At 42.9% G+C, this 19,121-nt stretch carries 17 protein-coding genes; 10 read left to right on the top strand and 7 right to left on the bottom strand.

Going from position 1 to position 19,121, the window contains the following annotated elements; all coding sequences use genetic code 11:
• Positions 1-21 precede the first annotated feature (21 nt).
• The 3 genes from MST16_RS13855 (at position 22) to MST16_RS13845 (ending at position 2,721) form a co-directional block, all read left to right on the top strand.
• The gene (locus tag MST16_RS13855) at positions 22-1,374 is read left to right on the top strand and encodes a methylenetetrahydrofolate reductase C-terminal domain-containing protein (RefSeq protein WP_180010919.1); all 1,353 of its coding nucleotides are present in this window, start codon (positions 22-24) and stop codon (positions 1,372-1,374) included.
• Between the two features lie 194 nt (positions 1,375-1,568).
• Entirely contained in the window at positions 1,569-1,979 is a 411-nt protein-coding gene (locus MST16_RS13850) for a hypothetical protein (protein WP_180010992.1), read from the top strand.
• 97 nt (positions 1,980-2,076) lie between these two features.
• Positions 2,077-2,721, top strand: coding sequence for a HEPN domain-containing protein (locus MST16_RS13845; protein WP_180004612.1), 645 nt, complete (start codon positions 2,077-2,079; stop codon positions 2,719-2,721).
• Between the two features lie 54 nt (positions 2,722-2,775).
• Here MST16_RS13845 and MST16_RS13840 read toward each other — a convergent pair whose 3' ends face one another.
• Together MST16_RS13840 and MST16_RS13835 are read right to left on the bottom strand one after the other, a co-directional pair.
• On the bottom strand, positions 2,776-3,972 hold the full coding sequence (locus tag MST16_RS13840; RefSeq protein WP_180010921.1) for an MFS transporter: 1,197 nt from the start codon (positions 3,970-3,972) through the stop codon (positions 2,776-2,778).
• Positions 3,973-4,099: 127 nt separating this feature from the next.
• Positions 4,100-5,017 carry a DMT family transporter gene (locus tag MST16_RS13835; protein ID WP_180010923.1) on the bottom strand — a complete coding sequence of 306 codons (918 nt, stop codon included), beginning with the start codon at positions 5,015-5,017 and terminating at the stop codon, positions 4,100-4,102.
• A gap of 941 nt (positions 5,018-5,958) precedes the next feature.
• Between MST16_RS13835 and MST16_RS13830 the strand changes: the two genes are divergently transcribed.
• From MST16_RS13830 to MST16_RS13810, 5 genes are all read left to right on the top strand, one after another.
• Positions 5,959-7,086, top strand: coding sequence for a Re/Si-specific NAD(P)(+) transhydrogenase subunit alpha (locus MST16_RS13830; protein ID WP_111885447.1), 1,128 nt, complete (start codon positions 5,959-5,961; stop codon positions 7,084-7,086).
• 11 nt (positions 7,087-7,097) lie between these two features.
• Positions 7,098-7,418 (top strand): proton-translocating transhydrogenase family protein, encoded by a 321-nt coding sequence (locus MST16_RS13825; RefSeq protein ID WP_078191287.1) that lies wholly within the window; start codon positions 7,098-7,100, stop codon positions 7,416-7,418.
• 3 nt (positions 7,419-7,421) lie between these two features.
• Positions 7,422-8,876, top strand: coding sequence for an NAD(P)(+) transhydrogenase (Re/Si-specific) subunit beta (locus tag MST16_RS13820; RefSeq protein WP_180010925.1), 1,455 nt, complete (start codon positions 7,422-7,424; stop codon positions 8,874-8,876).
• A 346-nt stretch (positions 8,877-9,222) separates the two neighbouring features.
• Entirely contained in the window at positions 9,223-10,554 is a 1,332-nt protein-coding gene (locus MST16_RS13815; protein ID WP_180010927.1) for an ammonium transporter, read from the top strand.
• 13 nt (positions 10,555-10,567) lie between these two features.
• Complete coding sequence (locus MST16_RS13810; RefSeq protein WP_180010929.1) at positions 10,568-11,185, top strand: hypothetical protein; 618 nt, start codon at positions 10,568-10,570, stop codon at positions 11,183-11,185.
• Between the two features lie 92 nt (positions 11,186-11,277).
• Here the strand turns inward: MST16_RS13810 and rsfS are convergent, their stop codons facing one another.
• The 5 genes from rsfS to MST16_RS13785 all read right to left on the bottom strand — a co-directional run bounded on the left by rsfS (position 11,278) and on the right by MST16_RS13785 (position 17,193).
• A complete protein-coding gene (rsfS, locus tag MST16_RS13805) occupies positions 11,278-11,670 on the bottom strand; it encodes a ribosome silencing factor (protein WP_086178424.1) in 393 nt (130 codons plus the stop codon).
• Positions 11,671-11,743: 73 nt separating this feature from the next.
• On the bottom strand, positions 11,744-12,541 hold the full coding sequence (locus MST16_RS13800; protein WP_078191282.1) for a hydroxypyruvate isomerase family protein: 798 nt from the start codon (positions 12,539-12,541) through the stop codon (positions 11,744-11,746).
• A 42-nt stretch (positions 12,542-12,583) separates the two neighbouring features.
• Positions 12,584-13,453, bottom strand: a complete 870-nt coding sequence (locus MST16_RS13795) for an NAD(P)-dependent oxidoreductase (RefSeq protein ID WP_180010931.1) — start codon at positions 13,451-13,453, stop codon at positions 12,584-12,586.
• Positions 13,454-13,485: 32 nt separating this feature from the next.
• Entirely contained in the window at positions 13,486-14,274 is a 789-nt protein-coding gene (locus MST16_RS13790; RefSeq protein ID WP_180004603.1) for a crotonase/enoyl-CoA hydratase family protein, read from the bottom strand.
• Between the two features lie 111 nt (positions 14,275-14,385).
• Positions 14,386-17,193: an ATP-binding protein gene (locus MST16_RS13785; protein ID WP_180010933.1), complete on the bottom strand. Its 2,808-nt coding sequence runs from the start codon at positions 17,191-17,193 to the stop codon at positions 14,386-14,388.
• A gap of 153 nt (positions 17,194-17,346) precedes the next feature.
• Between MST16_RS13785 and cysM the strand changes: the two genes are divergently transcribed.
• Together cysM and MST16_RS13775 are read left to right on the top strand one after the other, a co-directional pair.
• Positions 17,347-18,267, top strand: a complete 921-nt coding sequence (gene cysM, locus MST16_RS13780; RefSeq protein WP_078191278.1) for a cysteine synthase CysM — start codon at positions 17,347-17,349, stop codon at positions 18,265-18,267.
• Positions 18,268-18,299: 32 nt separating this feature from the next.
• Positions 18,300-19,118: a 3'-5' exonuclease gene (locus MST16_RS13775; RefSeq protein ID WP_180009011.1), complete on the top strand. Its 819-nt coding sequence runs from the start codon at positions 18,300-18,302 to the stop codon at positions 19,116-19,118.
• The last annotated feature ends 3 nt before the right edge of the window (positions 19,119-19,121 follow it).

Below are 19,121 nucleotides of genomic sequence, written 5' to 3'. Positions count from 1 at the left end.
TTTTAGGATTTGGCTATAACGATGCAAAAAACGCATCTCGTCCCAACGACATTTGCGGGATTTCCTGTGTGCATGACATTGGCTGACCGAGTGCAAAGTGACACGGATATTGCTCCTTTAGTAGCGATGCAAGACTATGCTCAAAGCATTGAAAAAATTCTGCATTATTCGGGGAAAGGTCGAGATATCTCAGATTTTCAAACTTTTCTGAAAGATGCTCAGCAGCATGGGGTAGAGAATTTACTCTTGCTCAGTGGCGATAAGCTCAAGCAGCATCAGGATGGGGCAAATGATCCGAGTTTACGGAGCCGTTATTTAGAATCTGTGAATCAAGTCATGGCAGCCAAAGACTTTGGTGGGTTTTATTTAGGGGTGGCTTTTAATCCGTTTAAATATGCAGAAGCAGAAAAGGATGCGCAGTATTTTAAACTGAATAAAAAAATTCAAGCTGGCGCTGACTATGTGATTACACAGTTGGGCTTTGACATGGATGTGTTGAGCAGTTACCAACACTATATGCAGCAATATTATCCACATGTACCTGTATTGGCGTGTGTCATGCCGCTGACATTTGCCCGTGCCCGCTTTATGGCCAAGCAAAAAGTTGCAGGCATCGTGCTTTCAGCAGATGTATTAAATTTTTTGCAACAAGAACAGCAAACTGATGCCATACAAGCTGAACAAAATGTCTATGCCCGATGCGCTTTACAAATTTTAATGTGTCAGCATTTGGGCTATGCAGGGGTTCATTTATCAGCTTGCCATAAAGTGGAAGAGCAAGAGAAGTTGCAAAAAGCAATTTTGCAATTTGCCACATTAACGTTTGAACAGTGTTTAGCAAAATTGAAAATGCTTTGGCGCTCTAGTGTAGATGTGAACTTCCACCCGACGGGCGCAAATAACCATAAAGCTCCAGTTGAACAAGTTTTGAAATATAAAAGTATGCATGTCATGCATGAGTTATTTTTTAGTTCAAAACTGGCCAAAGGGGTGGGATCTTATATTTTTGCGGCCAAATTATGGCAAAAACCGAAAGCTGATGCAGCCTTGCTGAAAACAGAATTTATCAGTAAACATGGCATCGTGGGCTGTGAAAGTTGCGGACAATGTCGTTTAGGTGAAACCTTGTATATTTGCCCAGAAACCTGCCCCAAAGGATTAGCCAATGGACCCTGTGGTGGCTCCAACCTTGACCGCTGTGAGTTTGAAGACCGTGAGTGTATACACTCGGTCAAAGCGCGGTTGGCGAAAGCCGTGGGTCAAGAAAAAATGCTGAAGCAAGAGCTCATCCCTACCGTTGCAATTGAAACTCGCCATAGTAGCTCTTGGAAAAACTGGTTTGTTCCACCGAATTCGTCACCAACAAAACAATAATTAACTTAAAGCATTATTCAGTCTGAAACCTTCATAAATGTGAATCTTTCAAGCGCTAATCATTCTAAAAATCAGACGAATAGTCGTATAAAAAAATGAAAAAGATGAAAGAAACAATTAAGATCAACAGCAGATGAAAATCAAAAATCAAAAATTAAAAATAGAAATTTGAAGAATTTGGGGAATACCACATGATGAAAAAGACCTGCTTAGGAATAGCTTTAGTTTTCACATTGTCAGGCACAACAGGCTGTTCAGTTGTCATGGCAAGTAAGCAGCCAAACAAGAAAAATACCGAAATGATTCAACAAGGGCTGTCTCGTAACTTGGTGATTGCTGAATTTGGCGCACCGATCACCTCTGAATATAAAAATGGCAAACGCCATGAAATTTATACCTTTACCCAAGGTTATTCGACTGCCAGTAAAGTGGGGCGTGCGTTTTGGCATGGTGCGGCAGATGTGGCGACTGTGGGTTTATGGGAGCTTTTCGGAACACCTGCCGAATCCGTTTTTAATGGAAAGAAAATGTCTTATGAATTGATTTTTGATGAAAATGGTCTTTTAGAACGTTATACCTATCTCACACAAGATGAGACCAAATAGTTGAATACAGAGATATTTTGATTGCATGCCGGTAAACAATTGCGCTAAGTTAAAATGGTAGAAAAATAAACGAATTATCCATTGGAATTTAGCAGGCATGATGCTACTTGAAGAAATATTTAAAAGTAAAAAGTCGGAACATACCGACCAATTTAATTTACGCATTCATCGAGGTTTAAGTTGGCTGAAAAAGTCAATTGATCTTCAAGATGATCTCGATTTGCAATTTATCAGTTTGTGGGTGTCCTTCAACGCAATATATGCGCAAGACTTACAGATTGCGCAGGACAAGCAAAGCTTAAGGCAGTTTTTATATGTGATCTGCCAAAAGGATGCAGAGCATAAAATCTACAATATTTTATGGGAACGTTTTAGTCAGCCGATACGGTTGTTTTTGGATAATCCCTATGTTTATCAGGGCTTTTGGGATTATCAAAATCAAAAAATTAGCCATGACGCATGCAAAGAGGGCCTGGCGCATGAAAAACAGAAAGTACTACGCGCGCTTAAAGAAAAAGATTCCGTTGATATTTTAATGGTGCTGTTCAATCGCATGTATACGCTACGCAATCAAATGGTTCATGGCGGCGCGACCTATAAAAGTTCGGTCAATCGCAAACAACTTCAAGATGGCTGCACAATACTGTTGGCACTCTTACCAGTATTTATGGTGATTCTTTTAGAAAATGCAGAAACCTTGGATTTAGGCAAACCCTTTTATCCTGTGGTGCAGGTCAGCTAATTTCAAAAAAATAAAGCCATAGTAATGTGACTTTAGAGTAATGATCCATACATTTCATTGTGGATATTTTAGTTGCCGCGCAGTATAGAGTTGATCGATCAATACAAAAAATCCAGCAGCAATGACTAAGGCTATCCCTGTCATGCAGGTGGTGGTCCAGCCGCCATGGTGCCATGCAAATACGCCCAAAGCTGAACCACATGCACCACCGACAAAATAAAAAGTCATGTAAATTGAATTGATTCGAGAACGTGCAATCGGGTTGAGCTGGAAAATAATATTTTGATTACAGCTATGCACCATTGCCAAACCTAGGTTGATTAAACCATAGCCCAAAATATAAAAGGCGAGGGACGATCCACCCAAATACAGCAGTCCCCAACTGAGGGCTAAGATGCTGCAACCGAGCCAAGTTAATTTTCGGTTGAAACCCATATCCGCCCAACGGCCAATCCACTGTGTCGAAAGGGCTCCAAACACACCAACTAAAGTCACAACACCGACCCAAACATCTGCCAATTGAAAAGGTGGCTCAGTCAGTAACATGGCAATGGTGGAAAACAGCATACTCATCGCAGCAAAGACACAGCCCCCAATTAGAGAACGGAAAATTAACCGTGGCTCATGTTTGAGTAATGTGCCCATTGACTGGAAAACTTGGCTGTAAGGCATGCGTGTGATGCTGACCACGGGCAGACGTTTTTTGAGTAAGACTGCTAATACCAACATCAAGAGCGCACTGAGGATGTAAATCGATTTCCAATGAAACAGATAGGACAATAAGCCAGAGAGACTGGTTGATAGCAGAATGCCGACCAATAACCCACTCATTAAAAAGCCAACAACAGCACCAATTTTTTCAGGTCGTATCGCAACAGTGACCAAAGGGATAAGAACCTGAGCAGCCACTGAAAATAGCCCCGTGATAATGGTTCCTGCCCAAAGCATGTATAGATTGGTCGAAAAAGCACAGAGGGCTAAACCGACAGTCGCACCAAGCATGAGTAATGGAATAAATTTGGCTTTATTCACAATATCGCCAATCGGCACAATAAACAGTAGACCCAAAGCATAAGAAATTTGCGCAAAGGTGACGGTTAGCGCCACCTCTGATTGTGGAATTTGAAAGCTTTGTTGGATGGAAGCCACTAAAGGTTGGCAATAATAATTGGCACCCGCACATAAACCACATGCAGCAGCCATAAGCCACAACAAGGTTTTATCATGGCTAATGTCGATCGAGGCTTTCATAAATTGTCCAGATATTTGGCGGAAGCGTATGCAAAGAATTTGCTGCCACGCTGTTGTGGTCACTATAAGGAAAATCAAACAGGTCTTAAAGTGTTTCTCTGTGAATAGATAGTATCCCAGCTCGCGATTAGGATTTCTTACTGAGACTGATCATCAAGACACCCAGCATATTCAGACCGCAACCGACCCATTGCCATAGGTTTAAGTGTTCATTCAACAACGCGACGGCCAGTAAAATCGTTAAAATGGGCCCGATAGAGGCAATCATGGCCGATTGTGCAGCCCCCAGTCGGACGATACTTTGCATCATCAAAATGGTTGGAAGCACAGTAACCAATAGTCCGAGCGCTAAACCATACAGCCAGACTTGACTCGGGAGTTGTTGGAGCAAGGCGATAGGCTGTGGTGTTGCAAATAGAAAATGAATAATCGTCCCAACGCAGGCAATGCTCAGGGCTAGACCGGTAAAGTGTAAAGAACCAAACTTTTGCATGAGGCCTGGCGTGAGTAATAAATAAATCGCAAATAACACGGCGCTGGCAAAAACCAAACTACATCCGAGCCAAAAGTACTGATCATGTGGTGTGGCATTTTGTTCTTGTAGCATCACTAAAACTGTCCCGCCATAACTTAAAATCAGGGCAAGGATGGTTTTAAAACTCAGTGGCTTTTTGAATAAAACAGCGGAAGCCAGTACAGTTAATGTGGGGTACAGAAAAAGAATAATTCGTTCAAGCGAAGCATTGATATACATCAAGCCACGGAAGTCGAGCCAACTCGAAAAGTAATAGCCGATTAAACCGGAAATGAGCAAGAGTACCCAATCTTTTCGTTGAATCGTTTGATAAGAACGTCGACTCAGCCATGCAATGACCAAGAAAAACGGCAATGCACTCATCATGCGTAAAGCCATGAGGACAGTGGCATCGACAAGAGGAGAAAGTGCATAGGCTTGCTTAATAAAGATCGCTTTGGTACTAAACAAGAAGGCAGCAATCAGCGCAAAAATTGCACCGATGAAGTGCGGACTAAGGTTTCTTGACATAAGTTAAGGTGTGCCTCATGACGACTGAACGAATTCGACAGCATTGATCCGATAAGTTTGAACTATCATTTTGATTATAAAAAATGCATCGTGTGAGTAAAAATGCAAAAAAAGAATAGTACTTATTCCTTTATGCATAAGGGATTGCTAGATAGAACATGAAAAACAGTGGAAGAAATGACCAATTTGGTTTTGAGATTTTTTAATCTAAACATGACTCGGCAGGTCAAATATATCAGGCTGAAACATTTAAGGTGAAAATTGCACACAAATGGTGCAATAGTGTTTTTTGGGGATAGAAAGTCAGTAGCGATATCATGATGCTAAATATTCAAAAAATTATTTTTTAGCTAAAAAAGTCAATTCTAAGACTTAAGGCGAAGCATCAGGTGGGGAGGGCAAGATCTCAATAAACCCGAAACGTGCGCAAAAATCCATCGAATATTCAAGCTGACCGATTTGACGAGACTGTGGCAGAAAAAAGTCAGTTTTCAATGCAGGTCAGCACGTCAAAACTGTCAAACGAGTCAACGAGCTGATGCAGTCTGCATGAAAGAGTGGCTTTACCTGACTTAAGTCGATTTTTCACGACACGTTCAGGTCATTAGTTGTCGAATGAAAATGTCACAATGATCAACGCACTGAAACAATCTGCACTAAAACCAGCGAAATTATTTATGTTTTTGGTCTTAAGTAATATTAAAAAGTTATAAATGGAATAAAAATGAGTAATAAATCGACAAATAAAACTGAATAAATGAAATATCGCACTATTCTTTTCATGAATCATGAGTTCAAAATATGGGTATTTATTAAATAAATATTGGGTAGTATTTTAAAAAAGTTCAATTAGAATCCAAAAATTGTACAAAAACACATCCTGAGGGGAGACATCGCGGATTGCGATGTTTACTTAAGAAAAATTAGCTTGAGGAACGCTCATGCAGATCGGAATTCCAGCCGAAACTGTTGTCGGTGAAAATCGCGTCGCTGCGACGCCTGAAACAGTAAAGAAGTTGATCAGCGCTGGTCATAGCGTCGTTATTGAACGTGGAGCAGGGGTAAACGCTGCTTACATCGATAGTGCCTATGAACAAGTTGGTGCCAAAATTACGGATGATGCCTATACCGGTAGTCAAATGATTTTGAAAGTTCGTGCGCCTAAAGGTGACGAAATTCAAAAACTCACAGCGGGTACCACCGTTGTGGGGATGTTTGACCCTTACCGCAACACCGAACTTGACCAATTTGCGTCACAAAACGTGTCTGCATTTGCATTGGAACTTTTGCCACGGACCTTATCTCGTGCGCAAAACATGGACGTACTTTCATCTCAAGCCAACCTTTCAGGTTATAAATCTGTGCTTTTGGCTGCGGCAGAATATCAACGTATGTTCCCAATGCTGATGACAGCAGCAGGTACAGTGAAACCTGCACGTGTTGTGATCATGGGCGTAGGTGTTGCAGGCTTACAAGCTATTGCAACAGCAAAACGTTTAGGTGCCGTAGTTGAAGCAACTGACTTACGTCCTACAGCACGTGACCAAGTTGAATCTTTGGGTGGTAAATGGTTAGACGTACCAATGTCACCAGAAGAGCAACAAAAAGCAGCTGATGCTGCGAAAAATGGTTATGGCTGGATGCCGGGTGAAGACTACATTCGCGACCAAGCGATTATTGTTGATAAAGCCGTATCGAATGCTGACATCGTGATTACGACTGCATTATTACCGGGTCGTGACGCACCACGTTTAATCAAAGCAGAAACCGTTGCTAAAATGAAACCGGGCTCAATCATTTTAGATATGGCGGTTGAAACTGGCGGTAACGTTGAAGGTTCTGTTTGCGGCGAAAATGTCGTGACTGCAAATGGTGTGAAAATTCTCGGTATTCCAAATATTCCTTCAACAGTTTCGACTGAAGCGTCGGCACTATACGCACGTAACGTTTTGAATTTCATTGAAACCCTGTTTGATAGCGAAAAGAACTTCGCAATTAACCCTGAAGAAGAAATTCAAAAAGCACTACTTGTCACTCATGGCGGCCAAGTGCTGCTGAAACGTGGTTAAGGAGAATCATCATGGTTGAAACGATTACTATTTTTGTCTTGGCAATCTTTGTTGGTTACTACGTGGTTTGGGGGGTAACACCTGCGCTACACACACCATTAATGGCTGTAACCAATGCTTTGTCATCGATCATTATCGTTGGTGCGATGATTCAAACCGTTGGTATCCCAGGTATTGTGGATGCAAGCGTACAGTTCCAAAGCATTAACGTGGTGAGTATTTTAGGTGCGATTGCCGTTTTCCTTGCAAGTATCAACATTTTTGGTGGCTTTGCGGTGACTGCACGTATGCTTGAAATGTTCAAACCTAAGCAAAAGAAAAAAGAGGGTTAATCCATGGAATTCATTAAAGAATATGCGGATTGGTTCTACCTGATTGGTGCCGTTCTTTTTATCTTAACGTTGCGTGGTTTGTCTGGTCCAAAAACTGCGATTCAAGGTAACCGTTATGGCATGATCGCAATGGCAATTGCTGTAATTACGACATTCTTTGTCGCAGATCATCCAGTGATTTGGATGATTGTGGGTGCAATGGTGTTGGGTGCAGTCGTAGGTATTGCACGTGCAAAAACAGTTCCGATGACGCAAATGCCTGAAACTGTGGCACTGATGCACTCATTGGTCGGTTTGGCTGCGGTACTGATTGCGATCGCTGCAATTCTACATAACAACCAATTGACTGCGGCATTCGCAGGAAATGAAGCGGTATTAACAGCTGCGGGTGTAGAACATGCCCACATGAGCAAAGTTCATTTATTTGAATTGTTTGTAGGCTGTTTCGTTGGTGCGATTACTTTCACAGCGTCTGTATTTGCTTATGGTAAATTGGCTGCGAAGAAATGGGCAAAAACCATTTCGGGTGGATGGGTAAAACCTGTTCAAGCTTTAATTTTCCTTGCAATGTTAGCGTGTGGTATCTACTTCTTCACTACAGGCAACATGAATGCTTTCTGGGCAATGACTGTTCTTGCACTTGCATTTGGTTGGGTATGGATTGCACCTGTAGGCGGTGGTGATATGCCAGTGGTGGTATCGCTACTGAACTCATTCTCAGGCTGGGCTGCAGCAGGGATTGGTTTCACGCTTGAAAACAACATGCTGATTGTTGCAGGTTCACTGGTTGGTTCATCGGGTGCAATTCTGTCTTACATCATGTGTAAAGCCATGAACCGTTCAATCATCAACGTTTTGTTTGGTGGTGCAATGGGTGGTACAGCAGTAGCGGCGGCAGATAATGGTGAAAAAGCACAGCGTAATCACCGTTCAGGTTCTGCAGACGATGCTGGCTTCTTGATGTCAAATGCGGACAGCGTAGTGATCGTACCGGGTTATGGTATGGCGCAAGGTCGTGCACAAAATGCCGTGAAGGAATTGTGTGAAATCTTAAAAGAGCAAGGTGTAAAAGTTCGTTTTGCGATTCACCCTGTGGCAGGTCGTATGCCGGGCCACATGAACGTACTTTTAGCTGAAGCTGACGTTGCATATGAAGACATTCTTGAAATGGACGAGATCAACTCAGACTTCCCAGCAACAGATGTAGTACTGGTGATTGGTGCGAATGACGTTGTGAACCCAGCGGCAAAAGACGATCCAAGTTCTCCAATTTACGGCATGCCAATCCTTGAAGCACATAAAGCACGTACCATTATGGTGATCAAACGCTCTATGGCTACAGGTTACGCAGGTCTAGATAATGACTTGTTCTATAACGATAAAACGATGATGATCTTCGGTGATGCGAAGAAAGTTGTGGAAGATATGACAAAAGCCATTAATGGCGGTGGTCATTAATCCATATTGCCAAAGTCCCGCTGTGATAAAGCGGGATTGAGGAAGATTTAAACCACCTTCGGGTGGTTTTTTGTTTTCTTCGCTTTTATTTTCTTGGCTTTTGATTAATTGATGCTTCACACTAAAAGTGCACAAATATTTAGCGCATCAGGTGCTTGAATCAAATTGATGCGTGTTTTGAAACCAAGGTACAGATCGATGAGCTGTTTTGTTCCATTAAATTCGATCTCAGTGATTCAAAATATTGTCGCGAACTGGTTTTGTGACGCAATGCATTGAAAAATAATTAATTGTCTGAAATTTGGTATTCTTTTTGCACAGCATGGTTATTCTTGGGGGAATAATCATGAAAAAAACATACTTGATGGCACTGTTTCTGAGTGTCCTGACATCGACTGCATGGGCAGTTGACCCGCAAATCGCCAGTAATATTCAAGAAATTCGTATCTCGCTCGACAGTATTTGGGTGGTACTGGGCGGTATCTTGGTGTTCTTTATGCAAGCCGGATTTGCCATGATCGAAAGTGGTTCAGTTCGCAGTAAAAATACCGTGAATGTACTCATGAAAAACTACATGGATGCCTGCTTGGGTGGTCTGGTGTTTTGGTTGGTGGGTTTTGGTCTGATGTTTGGGGTCAATACCACGGGCTGGTTTGGCTTCAGTCATTTTGCACCCGATCAACTGGATGATTGGCACTGGAACCTTCTATTTTTCCAAATGATGTTTGCTGCAACGGCAACCACCATTGCCAGTGGTGCAATGGCAGAGCGGATTCATTTTGTCGCTTATGTGGTGAGTGCGGCCGTTGTATCCGGTTTGATTTATCCTGTCTTTGGTAGTTGGGCATGGGGCAGTTTATTTGGCGGAGATGGTTGGTTAAAAGCACTTGGGTTTATCGACTTTGCAGGTTCGACCGTGGTGCATTCGATGGGTGGCTGGGTGGCCTTAGCGGGCATTATCGTATTGGGTCCACGTTTGGGACGATTTGGACGCAATGGGCAAAGCCATTATTTACCGGGGCATAACTTACCTTTAGTGGCATTAGGTGGTTTTATTTTATGGTTAGCATGGTTTGGTTTTAATGCAGGCTCGACCATTAATGCCAATGTCAGCGTAGGACGTATTGCTTTAAATACGCATCTTGCAGCGTGTGCGGCAGCGGTTGCATATATGTTGCTCTGCCTCATCCGATCTAAAGCCATTTTGATCCGCAGTACGATCAATGCCTCACTGGGTGGCTTGGTTGCCATTACGGCAGGCTGTGCAACGATGTCTCCACTGTATGCGGTCATCACCGGCTTATGTGCAGGTGTCATGGTGACCTTCCTGCCAATGTTCATGGAAAAAATGAAACTGGATGATGTGGTGGATGCGGTGACGGTACATGGTTTCTGTGGCGCATGGGGAACATTGGCTGCAGGGATCTTCCTTGAAAATAATATGTTTAATGGCGATGTCATCGCGATACAAGGGCTTGGAGTGATTGCTGCCTTTTTATGGGGCTTTGGCGTTGCGTTCATTGTATTTAAGGTCTTGGATCAATTGTTGGGTGGCTTACGGGTGAGTAAGCAACATGAACAACGGGGTTTGGACTATACCGAGCATGCTGAATTGTCTTATCCCGAGTTTCAAAAAGATGTGACTTTTGAAACGGATGATATGACTAAACGTCATTAACAGGAGTAAAGCAATGAGCACCGAACTGTTGAATTTGGCACAACGCCGCGAAGCTTTAGAAAAAGGCTTACAACAATTTATTCATGGGACTTTACTCGACAGTGCGCTACGGCACTGGGAACAGCAGTACAGCATGAAACCGTCATTTGTATTGAATCGCTTCTTAAATGATATCTGTACCACAGAGGAGCTTCGCTTTTATCGTAAAGATATGCTGAAGCAAGTTTTGTATGAGTTATCTACCTTAGAAAAGCAGGAACTGTTACGGGTTGAAAAACCGCAGGAGCAGGTACAAGAAGACGAGCTCATTGCAGAAACGATTAGCGAGGCCTTTTTAGGCTTTATCGAGTCAGTCATGCTGACGGTGAAATCTACAGATCAGGCTGATTTCACCCAAGATGTGATTGAGCAATTAGAAGAAATCGGGCTGGCAATTGCGGCAAATGCACAAATAAATACGGCGAGTTTTGTCGAGTTTTTGCCCTTGACCAGTTATGCCAAAGTTTTAACGAGCATTTATGAAGTGTATTGTGACTTTTATGGCCCGATGCGTGCAGACCAAGTTTATGCACAAACCAAGCTGAAAATTAAAGCCAATTATCCTGAGGTGGATTTACACCAACTGCTTTAGTGTCGGGGGTAAAACACCATGAAGCTGATTGTCCGTGTATAAAGTGAAGGGATAAAAAAAGCGACCTAATTAGGTCGCTTTTTTCTGGAAGCTTAAGCTACAGTTTCTGGAGCTGTACGCCATAAGCTTTCTAAATCATAGAATTTACGTGCTGTAGGTAACATCACATGTACCACTACAAAACCGAGATCAATCAGGATCCATTCTGCATCACGTTCACCTTCAACGCCAATCGGGCGGAATCCAGCTTTACGTGCTTCTTCTGCCACGTTGTCTGCAAGAGACTTAATGTGACGAGTTGAAGTACCGCTCGCAATTACAATCGCATCTGCGACATTGCTGATTGCTTTGATATCAAGTTCAACAATATCTTTGGCTTTTACATCTTCAAGTGCTTCACGTACAACAGCTAAACAAGCTTGTACATCTTTGATATTTGCGAGATCGTGAGAATTAGAAGCGCTGGGCGATGGTTCTAAATTCATAGAGGGTATGATTTCCTGACAATTTTACATGTTCTAATATAGCGGTTTTGTTGATGAATTTCAAATCAACACGTCATTGACCATTGGCTAAATGAGGGAAGTATTTGTCTTTCCACGCAAAAGAATGTGATGAGTTGCTTCGTGGTCGGTATTCAGCCGCGATGTAACCTGTATATTGGCTTTGATCTAACCATTTAAAAATCTCAGCAAATGGAATCTGCGCTGAGTCAGGTTCATGTCGCCCCGGACAGTCAGCAAACTGTATGTGACCGATATCCTGAATATTTTCTGCCAAAGTACTGAGAATATCTTCACCCATCATCGCCATGTGGTAGCAGTCATATTGCATCTTCAAAGTAGAGTGTTGTACAGCTTCAAGCATTTCCTGAGCTTGGGCAATATTTTGGACCAAAAAGCGCGGCATATCAGTGCCATTAATCATTTCAAATACCGGCTGAATATGATGTTCAGACAACATGTGGCACGCCAGTTTGAGGTTGCTCGACAAGGTATTTAAACATGGGAGCAAGTCAGCATCTTGTGGCTGTTTGCCGGCTAAAATATTGACACTCGGTACATTTAACGCAGTGGCATAGCGAATGCATTGTTCTAAGGCCTGATGAAATTGATTTTCACGCCCCGGAACTCCCGCAAGACCATCACCGCCTTGCATCAAATCACCCGCAGGGACATTGATTAAACATAGGCTTAAATCATTGATGGTGAGTTGGGTTTGGATTTGCTCAATACTCAGCTCATACGGAAACTGAATTTCTACATGCTTAAAACCGTGTTCACGAGCCAAAGCAAAACGCTCTAACAACGGCACTTCGGTAAAAATCATGGATAAATTAACCGCGAGCTGAGTCATGTATATCGTCCTTGAAGCAATTTACTTCTAAAGTGAAAGTCGTTAGTTTTGTTCGACATGTTGAATGATGGTGGCTAAATCTTTTTCTGCAAAACCATTGTCCTGATGGGCTTTGAGTTGCGATAAAGCTAGGCTGGCAACAGGGATGCTTAATTCAAACTGGGCAGCCAGTTGGACTGCATTATTCAGGTCTTTAGATAAAGTTTGAACTTTCCATTGCACGGGTTCGAACTGATGCGTTGCCATACGTGGGGTTAAAATCTGAAAAGGCTTTGAATCTGCAAATCCACCGGCAAGCGCTGGTGCCAATAACGTGGTGTCTACACCTGATTTCTCGGCCAATGCGACAGCTTCTGCGATTAACGTGCTATTGGCAGCGACGATCAGCTGATTACAAATTTTGGTGGCTTGACCTGTACCTGAGTCGCCCATGCGGGTAACACGTTGAGATAAAACATTGTAAATCAGACTCAAATCTTGAATCGTTTGAGCATCACCACCGGCAAAGATGACCAAAGTGCCTTGTTCAGCACCTGCTGTGCCCCCCGAAACAGGAGAGTCAATCCAAGTGACTTGTTTCAACTTTGCAGCTTGAGCCAATTGATGGGATTGATTCACAGAAAGACTCGAGAAGTCGACAATAATTTGTCCTGCCGCTAAATGGGTTTCGATGCTTGCATACACCGCGGCAACAGCAGCATCATCTGCGAGACAAGATAAAACCACAGGATAATGGGCAATCTTGTCCAATTGAAGCGCTGTCGCGCCAATCGCAATCAACTCATCACACGCAGCGGCAGTTCTGTTCCATACCGCAACTTCAAATCCTGCCTGAATGAGACGCGTGGCCATACGGCTACCCATCAGCCCCATACCTAGAAATGCAATTTTTGTATTACGATCAAACGCCATGTGCTGTACTCAATCTATCCTGTGTGACTATTTTACTTATATTGGCGTGGTAAAAACTGAACCTCTGGGTTCTTATCTTTTTTACGTGCCAATTGGCTGTTTTTGCCGAGCAGTAATTTAAATTGCCAGATTTTTTCTAAGCGTAAAGAGCGTTTTGGACTATGTTCCATGGCATCTAGCACTTGTTTTGCCGCTGCCAAGGCATCTGGTGAACGTTGCGATAATTCTTCGGCTAACTGCTGTGCCTGAAGCAAAGGCTGTACATTTAAATGCGTCACTAAGCCAATATCCTTGGCATATTCTGCGTCAAAAATACGTGCTGTAAGGGTTAATTCTTTGGCTAAATCCAGTCCAATCACACCTTTGAGTGAGCGGGTTAAGCCCATATCAGGGACTAAGCCCCAACGACTTTCCATAATCGACATTTGCGTTTTCGGGTGGGCAATACGGATATCGGCAGCCAAGGCAAGTTGCATGCCTGCACCAAAGCAAAAGCCTTCAAGTGCGGCAATCACCGGCACAGGAAGTTGCTGCCAAATCAGAAAGGCTTTTTGAAATAAACTTTGACCGGGTTTTAACAGTTCCCATGCAGCATAGGCACGATTTTTCGGATCATTTAGGTCAGCCAAATCAATGCCAGCACTAAATACATTGGCTTCACCGGTTAAAATGACACAGCGTAAGCTACGATCTTTTTTTAATTTTTCAGCGGTGCTGACCAATTCTTTGAGCAATGCAAAGCTCATTGCATTACGTTTTTCTGGACGGTTTAAGTAAACCGTTGCAATGCCATTATTTTTTTCTACACGTAATAAAGCCATGGTAATTACTCTTGTTGTTTCTGCGCCCGAGCATAGCATGCACCCTGACAGGATACATGACAGTGCAGTCACAACAGAAGCTAGACGGCACTGACTTTAGTCGGACTGCGCTTAATTATTTTGTTTGGCTAAGATTTGTTGAGCTGCGTGTTCAACTTGTGCCATGACATTTTTTAACTCATCGAAACGGTTCAGGGTTTCTTGGACAAAAGCGTCATCCGCTTTACGGCGTTCCTTACGTAAGGTCGAAACAAATTGCTCAAATTGACCTGAAACCTCTTGGAGGGTTGGAGCGCCCACATAGCGGGTTGCGCCATAAAGCCGATGTAGCACATGCTCTAATTGTGGAAAATCTTCATCTTCGATGAGCTGTGCCATTTCATGGATTTCTTGCTCAAAGCTATCGACGAGCATTTTCAGTAAATCGACTGCAAGGTCTTCTTTATTCGCGGCCAACTGCAAGCTTTGTTGCCAATCTAAAATGCTCGGCTCTAGGGCTTCAATCACTGAACTGCGCTCTAAAACCGGCACTTTCTTAAAGTTATCGGTAGTCCATTGGGTCAAGATTTGAATAATTTGATCCATTTGAATGGGCTTTGTGACATAGTCATCCATACCACTTTGCAGAAGCTTTTGTTTTTCATCAGAGAGCGCATGTGCCGTCAAAGCGATAATTGGAAGGCGCTTATGATTTTCAAAAGTCGACTCAAGAGAACGAATGGCACGCGTGGTATCGACACCTGACATCACAGGCATTTGAATATCCATAAAGATGAGGTCAAAAGCCCCCAAACCTTGCTCTTGGCGAGCTTGAATGATTTCAATGGCTTCTTGTCCACTCAAAGCCTTGGTGGTTTTCACATTTAACTCAGAGAGCAGGGCTTCAAGCACAATCAGGTTTGGCAAATGGTCGTCGACAGCCAAAATGTGCAGACCTTGACCATTAAATTCTTCATGCTGCTCTTGATCAAACCAAGGCTCATTACTCAATAACTGAATCAGCGCTGTACGGCTGAGTGGTTGATGCAATGGGCGAGCACGGTACTCGTTCAACATGCTTGGATCGAGCATCATTTGGTAGCCATAAACCGCTAAGTTACCGCTATAACGATGACGAATTTCTTTCAGTAAGGCTTCGGAGTCACCACTGTGATCGACGATCAACCAGGTATTTTCATTGGTTTTTAGCTGATTGAGTCGACTAAATAAATCAAGGATCGACTGCGTTTCAATATGTTCAACATCATAATTTTCTAAGTAATGACGCAGGACATTGGCGGTTGCTGGATGTGCTAAGTAGGAAACGACTTGTAGATTGCTAAATTGTGGATGCACAATTTCAATTTCTTCATCGACCACAAAGCGCGCAGTAAACCAGAAGGTTGAACCTTTTTCTGTTGGGGCACGTTCTTGGTTATCTTCAAAACCAATTTGTCCATGCATCAGGCTGACTAATTGTTTGGAGATGGCAAGACCTAAACCTGTACCACCAAATTGACGGGTAACAGATGCATCACCTTGCGAGAAGGATTCAAACAGTTTCTTACGGTCGGTACCGCTTAGGCCGATACCACTGTCTTGCACACTAAAGTGCAGCAGACATTGACCGATGTCATCATGCTCCATACGGACACGGACAATAATTTCACCATCTGGAGTGAATTTAATTGCATTTGAAATTAAGTTGGTCAAAATTTGCTTGAAGCGTAGGACATCACCAACCACAAATTTCGGCACATTGTCCGCATAGTAGAAGGTCATATCGATGTGTTTTTGTGCTGCCAATGGCGACAACATATCCATCACATCAAAGACGGCTTCTTCTAAGTCGAATTGCGCAGTTTCGAGTTCTAGTTTGCCTGCATCGATTTTCGAGAAATCAAGCACGTCATTAATTAAAGCCAATAAGTGCGCAGAAGATTTACGAATCGTTTGTAGATATAAATTTTGTTCATTACTGAGGTTGCCTTGGCGCAGTAAAAGATGAATAAAACCATCAATACTGTTAAGTGGCGTGCGCAGTTCATGGGAAATATTGGCTAAGAACACCGACTTCGACTGATTGGCATGGATTGCTTGGTCACGTGCTTGACGGTAGGTAATATTTTGCACTTCTAAAGTATCAAGCGTGCGTCTTAAGTCATCTTCCGTTTGTTCGGTATGTTCACGTAACTCTAAGAAACTGAAATGTAAGCGTTTAACCACATTGGCAATATCACGCTGTAATAAACGAAGTTCGCCAGTACTGTTAATGATCATGTGCTGATCTAGAGTGTCGGCATTTAAACGTTGTAACTGCATGCGAATTTCGTACATTGGTGCGATCCAACGACGTGAATAAAAATTCAAACACAGCAAAAGTAATAAGAGCGTCAATAAACCCGTTGCAATCAATACGATTAACACGCGATAGCGGGCAATTTGCAGCGGTTGATTGTCCAGTTCAATGCTTAACCATGCCGGCGTCTGGGTTGAATCTGAAATTTTCAGGGCATAAATATGGTTGCCCTGATGTGCAATCGGTCCAATAAAAGACGCTTTACTGTCAAAAGCAGGCCAAATATCTTGATCTTGAAAGCCAATGCTCAGGCGGTTGTTGCCTTTAAGATCTAAAATCGCAGCACGAATCAAATGTTTTTCGTTCAACATGCTTTGCATGGCATTACGAGCTTGATCAAATTGCCACGGATAATGGTTGAGCAACTCTATGGCAGATTCTGACGTGGGTTGATAGCGCGTCAGGATCGCGACAGCCATCTGTTTTTGTTGTGCTTTGGCTGCATTGGAGGTTTCTGTTATTACCAACATCGCACCGACACAAGCCAAAATGGTGATCGGCACAAAAATAAGTGCAATCAACTGACCATAGGCATGATTTAAGTGTAGGCGTTTAAAAAGCTTTTTGTTGATATTTGACATGGTTTAAGCAGTTTATTCCTTATGCCCCGAATATTAGCATGGATTATTTAAAACTGATTGTGCTTTAATCACTTTCGCGAAAAAGCGAGGCAAATGGGTGCAGGCAAAGGCATTTTTTCATACAATAGGCGCACCTCGATATAGGTGTGAATAATGAGTAATACAACCCCTGATTTTCAAGCAGACGATTTTTTATTAGACCATTACGTCGGCAACACGCCGTTAGTGCGTTTACAACGTCTGGCAAGTCATACTCAAGCAACAGTATTAGCCAAGTTAGAAGGCAATAACCCAGCGGGTTCGGTCAAAGATCGCCCTGCATATAACATGATTATGCAAGCGGAAAAGCGTGGTCAGATTAAACCGGGTGATACGTTGATTGAAGCGACGAGCGGAAATACAGGGATTGCTTTAGCCATGGTTGCTGCAATGCGTGGCTATAAAATGACTTTGATCATGCCTGCAAGTTCTAGCCAAGAGCGTAAAGATGCCATGCGTGCCTACGGTGCCGAACTGATCGAATCAGAAAACATGGAAGAAGCACGTGATCTTGCCCTTCAAATGGAAAAAGACGGCAAAGGTTTAGTCCTAAACCAGTTTGGTAACCCGGACAATGTAGAAGCACATTACCTCACTACGGGTCCAGAAATTTGGAAACAAACGGGCGGTAAAATTACACATTTCGTCAGCTCTATGGGAACCACCGGGACCATTATGGGGATTTCGAAATATTTAAAAGAACAAAATCCGGATATTCAAATTGTCGGTTTACAGCCGTCTGAAGGCTCAAACATTGCTGGTATTCGCCGTTGGCCACAAGAATATCTTCCTACGATTTTTGACCCTTCACGTGTCGATCGTATTATGGATATTCCGCAAATTGAAGCGGAAAAAACGGCTCGTCGTTTAGCGCGTACAGAAGGTATCAGTGCAGGTACATCATCGGGTGGTGCGGTATGGGCTTCAGTTAAATTGGCTGAAGAAAATCCGGATGCCGTGATTGTTTGCATCGTATGTGACCGTGGTGACCGTTACTTGTCTACTGGTCTATTCTCTGTTGTTGATCCTGAATAATTACAGTGGCCGAACGGCACTGGTGAGTACTTATGCGTTTACCTGTTTTAATTTTTGATATCGAAACACTGACAGATTTGAAGTCAGGTGCGCATTTGTATGGACTGGATCTGCCTGAGGTGGATCTAGATGCTGCGCTGACTAAACTGCGTCGCCAAGAGGCGGGCACGGATTTTCAGCGTTTGGCCTTGCATGAAATTGTCTGTATCTCTGGACTATGGATTGATGAAAAGGGCATGAAGTTGTTTTCATTTAGCCGTGAAGACAATAGCGAAGCTGAAATTTTAAAAAAATTCGTTTCTATTTTTGAAAAGCGTCATCCGACCTTGGTCAGTTGGAACGGTTCACAGTTTGATTTGCCTGTGATTTTGTTCCGTGCCATGTATCACGGACTATCTGCACCAAGTTTGTTCGATCAGGGCGAGATTGATACGCAAAAGCGCTATAATAACTACCAGAATCGTTATCATCATCGTCATGTAGATTTGATGGATGTCATGGCCATGTTCCATGGTCGTCATTTTCAAAAGCTCGACGATGCAGCACATTTACTTGGTTTCCCCGGTAAACGTGGTGATGGTGGCTACCATGTGCCTGAATATGTGCGTGAACAACAGTGGATGGAACTGACCAGCTACTGTGAAGGTGATGTGCTCAATACATGGTTGATTTATTTACGCTGGCTGTTGCTGAAAGGACAGTTATTGTTAAATGATCATCAGCACTTGATTCAAAGTACGATTCAATATTTACAAACTCAGCCGCAACACGCTGACTTTTTATTGGTATGGCAGCAAACCTCGCAACGTACCGAATTCACCCAATCTGATTTCCCATCTTCCACACATTAGGTA

The sequence above is a fragment of the Acinetobacter sp. YH16040_T genome (genome assembly GCF_024605785.1).
GTDB lineage: Bacteria > Pseudomonadota > Gammaproteobacteria > Pseudomonadales > Moraxellaceae > Acinetobacter > Acinetobacter amyesii.
Note: the sequence above shows the minus strand (reverse complement) of the source record. Positions and strands in the feature narration are given on the sequence as shown.

Coding starts and splice junctions, on each gene's coding strand:
- MST16_RS13785 (WP_180010933.1), bottom strand. CDS start 17,193: ATGTCAAATATCAACAAAAAGCTTTTTAAACGCCTACACTTAAATCAT.
- MST16_RS13775 (WP_180009011.1), top strand. CDS start 18,300: ATGCGTTTACCTGTTTTAATTTTTGATATCGAAACACTGACAGATTTG.
- MST16_RS13845 (WP_180004612.1), top strand. CDS start 2,077: ATGATGCTACTTGAAGAAATATTTAAAAGTAAAAAGTCGGAACATACC.
- rsfS (WP_086178424.1), bottom strand. CDS start 11,670: ATGAATTTAGAACCATCGCCCAGCGCTTCTAATTCTCACGATCTCGCA.
- MST16_RS13835 (WP_180010923.1), bottom strand. CDS start 5,017: ATGTCAAGAAACCTTAGTCCGCACTTCATCGGTGCAATTTTTGCGCTG.
- MST16_RS13800 (WP_078191282.1), bottom strand. CDS start 12,541: ATGACTCAGCTCGCGGTTAATTTATCCATGATTTTTACCGAAGTGCCG.
- MST16_RS13825 (WP_078191287.1), top strand. CDS start 7,098: ATGGTTGAAACGATTACTATTTTTGTCTTGGCAATCTTTGTTGGTTAC.
- MST16_RS13820 (WP_180010925.1), top strand. CDS start 7,422: ATGGAATTCATTAAAGAATATGCGGATTGGTTCTACCTGATTGGTGCC.
- MST16_RS13815 (WP_180010927.1), top strand. CDS start 9,223: ATGAAAAAAACATACTTGATGGCACTGTTTCTGAGTGTCCTGACATCG.
- MST16_RS13830 (WP_111885447.1), top strand. CDS start 5,959: ATGCAGATCGGAATTCCAGCCGAAACTGTTGTCGGTGAAAATCGCGTC.
- MST16_RS13855 (WP_180010919.1), top strand. CDS start 22: ATGCAAAAAACGCATCTCGTCCCAACGACATTTGCGGGATTTCCTGTG.
- MST16_RS13795 (WP_180010931.1), bottom strand. CDS start 13,453: ATGGCGTTTGATCGTAATACAAAAATTGCATTTCTAGGTATGGGGCTG.
- MST16_RS13790 (WP_180004603.1), bottom strand. CDS start 14,274: ATGGCTTTATTACGTGTAGAAAAAAATAATGGCATTGCAACGGTTTAC.
- MST16_RS13810 (WP_180010929.1), top strand. CDS start 10,568: ATGAGCACCGAACTGTTGAATTTGGCACAACGCCGCGAAGCTTTAGAA.
- MST16_RS13840 (WP_180010921.1), bottom strand. CDS start 3,972: ATGAAAGCCTCGATCGACATTAGCCATGATAAAACCTTGTTGTGGCTT.
- cysM (WP_078191278.1), top strand. CDS start 17,347: ATGAGTAATACAACCCCTGATTTTCAAGCAGACGATTTTTTATTAGAC.
- MST16_RS13850 (WP_180010992.1), top strand. CDS start 1,569: ATGAAAAAGACCTGCTTAGGAATAGCTTTAGTTTTCACATTGTCAGGC.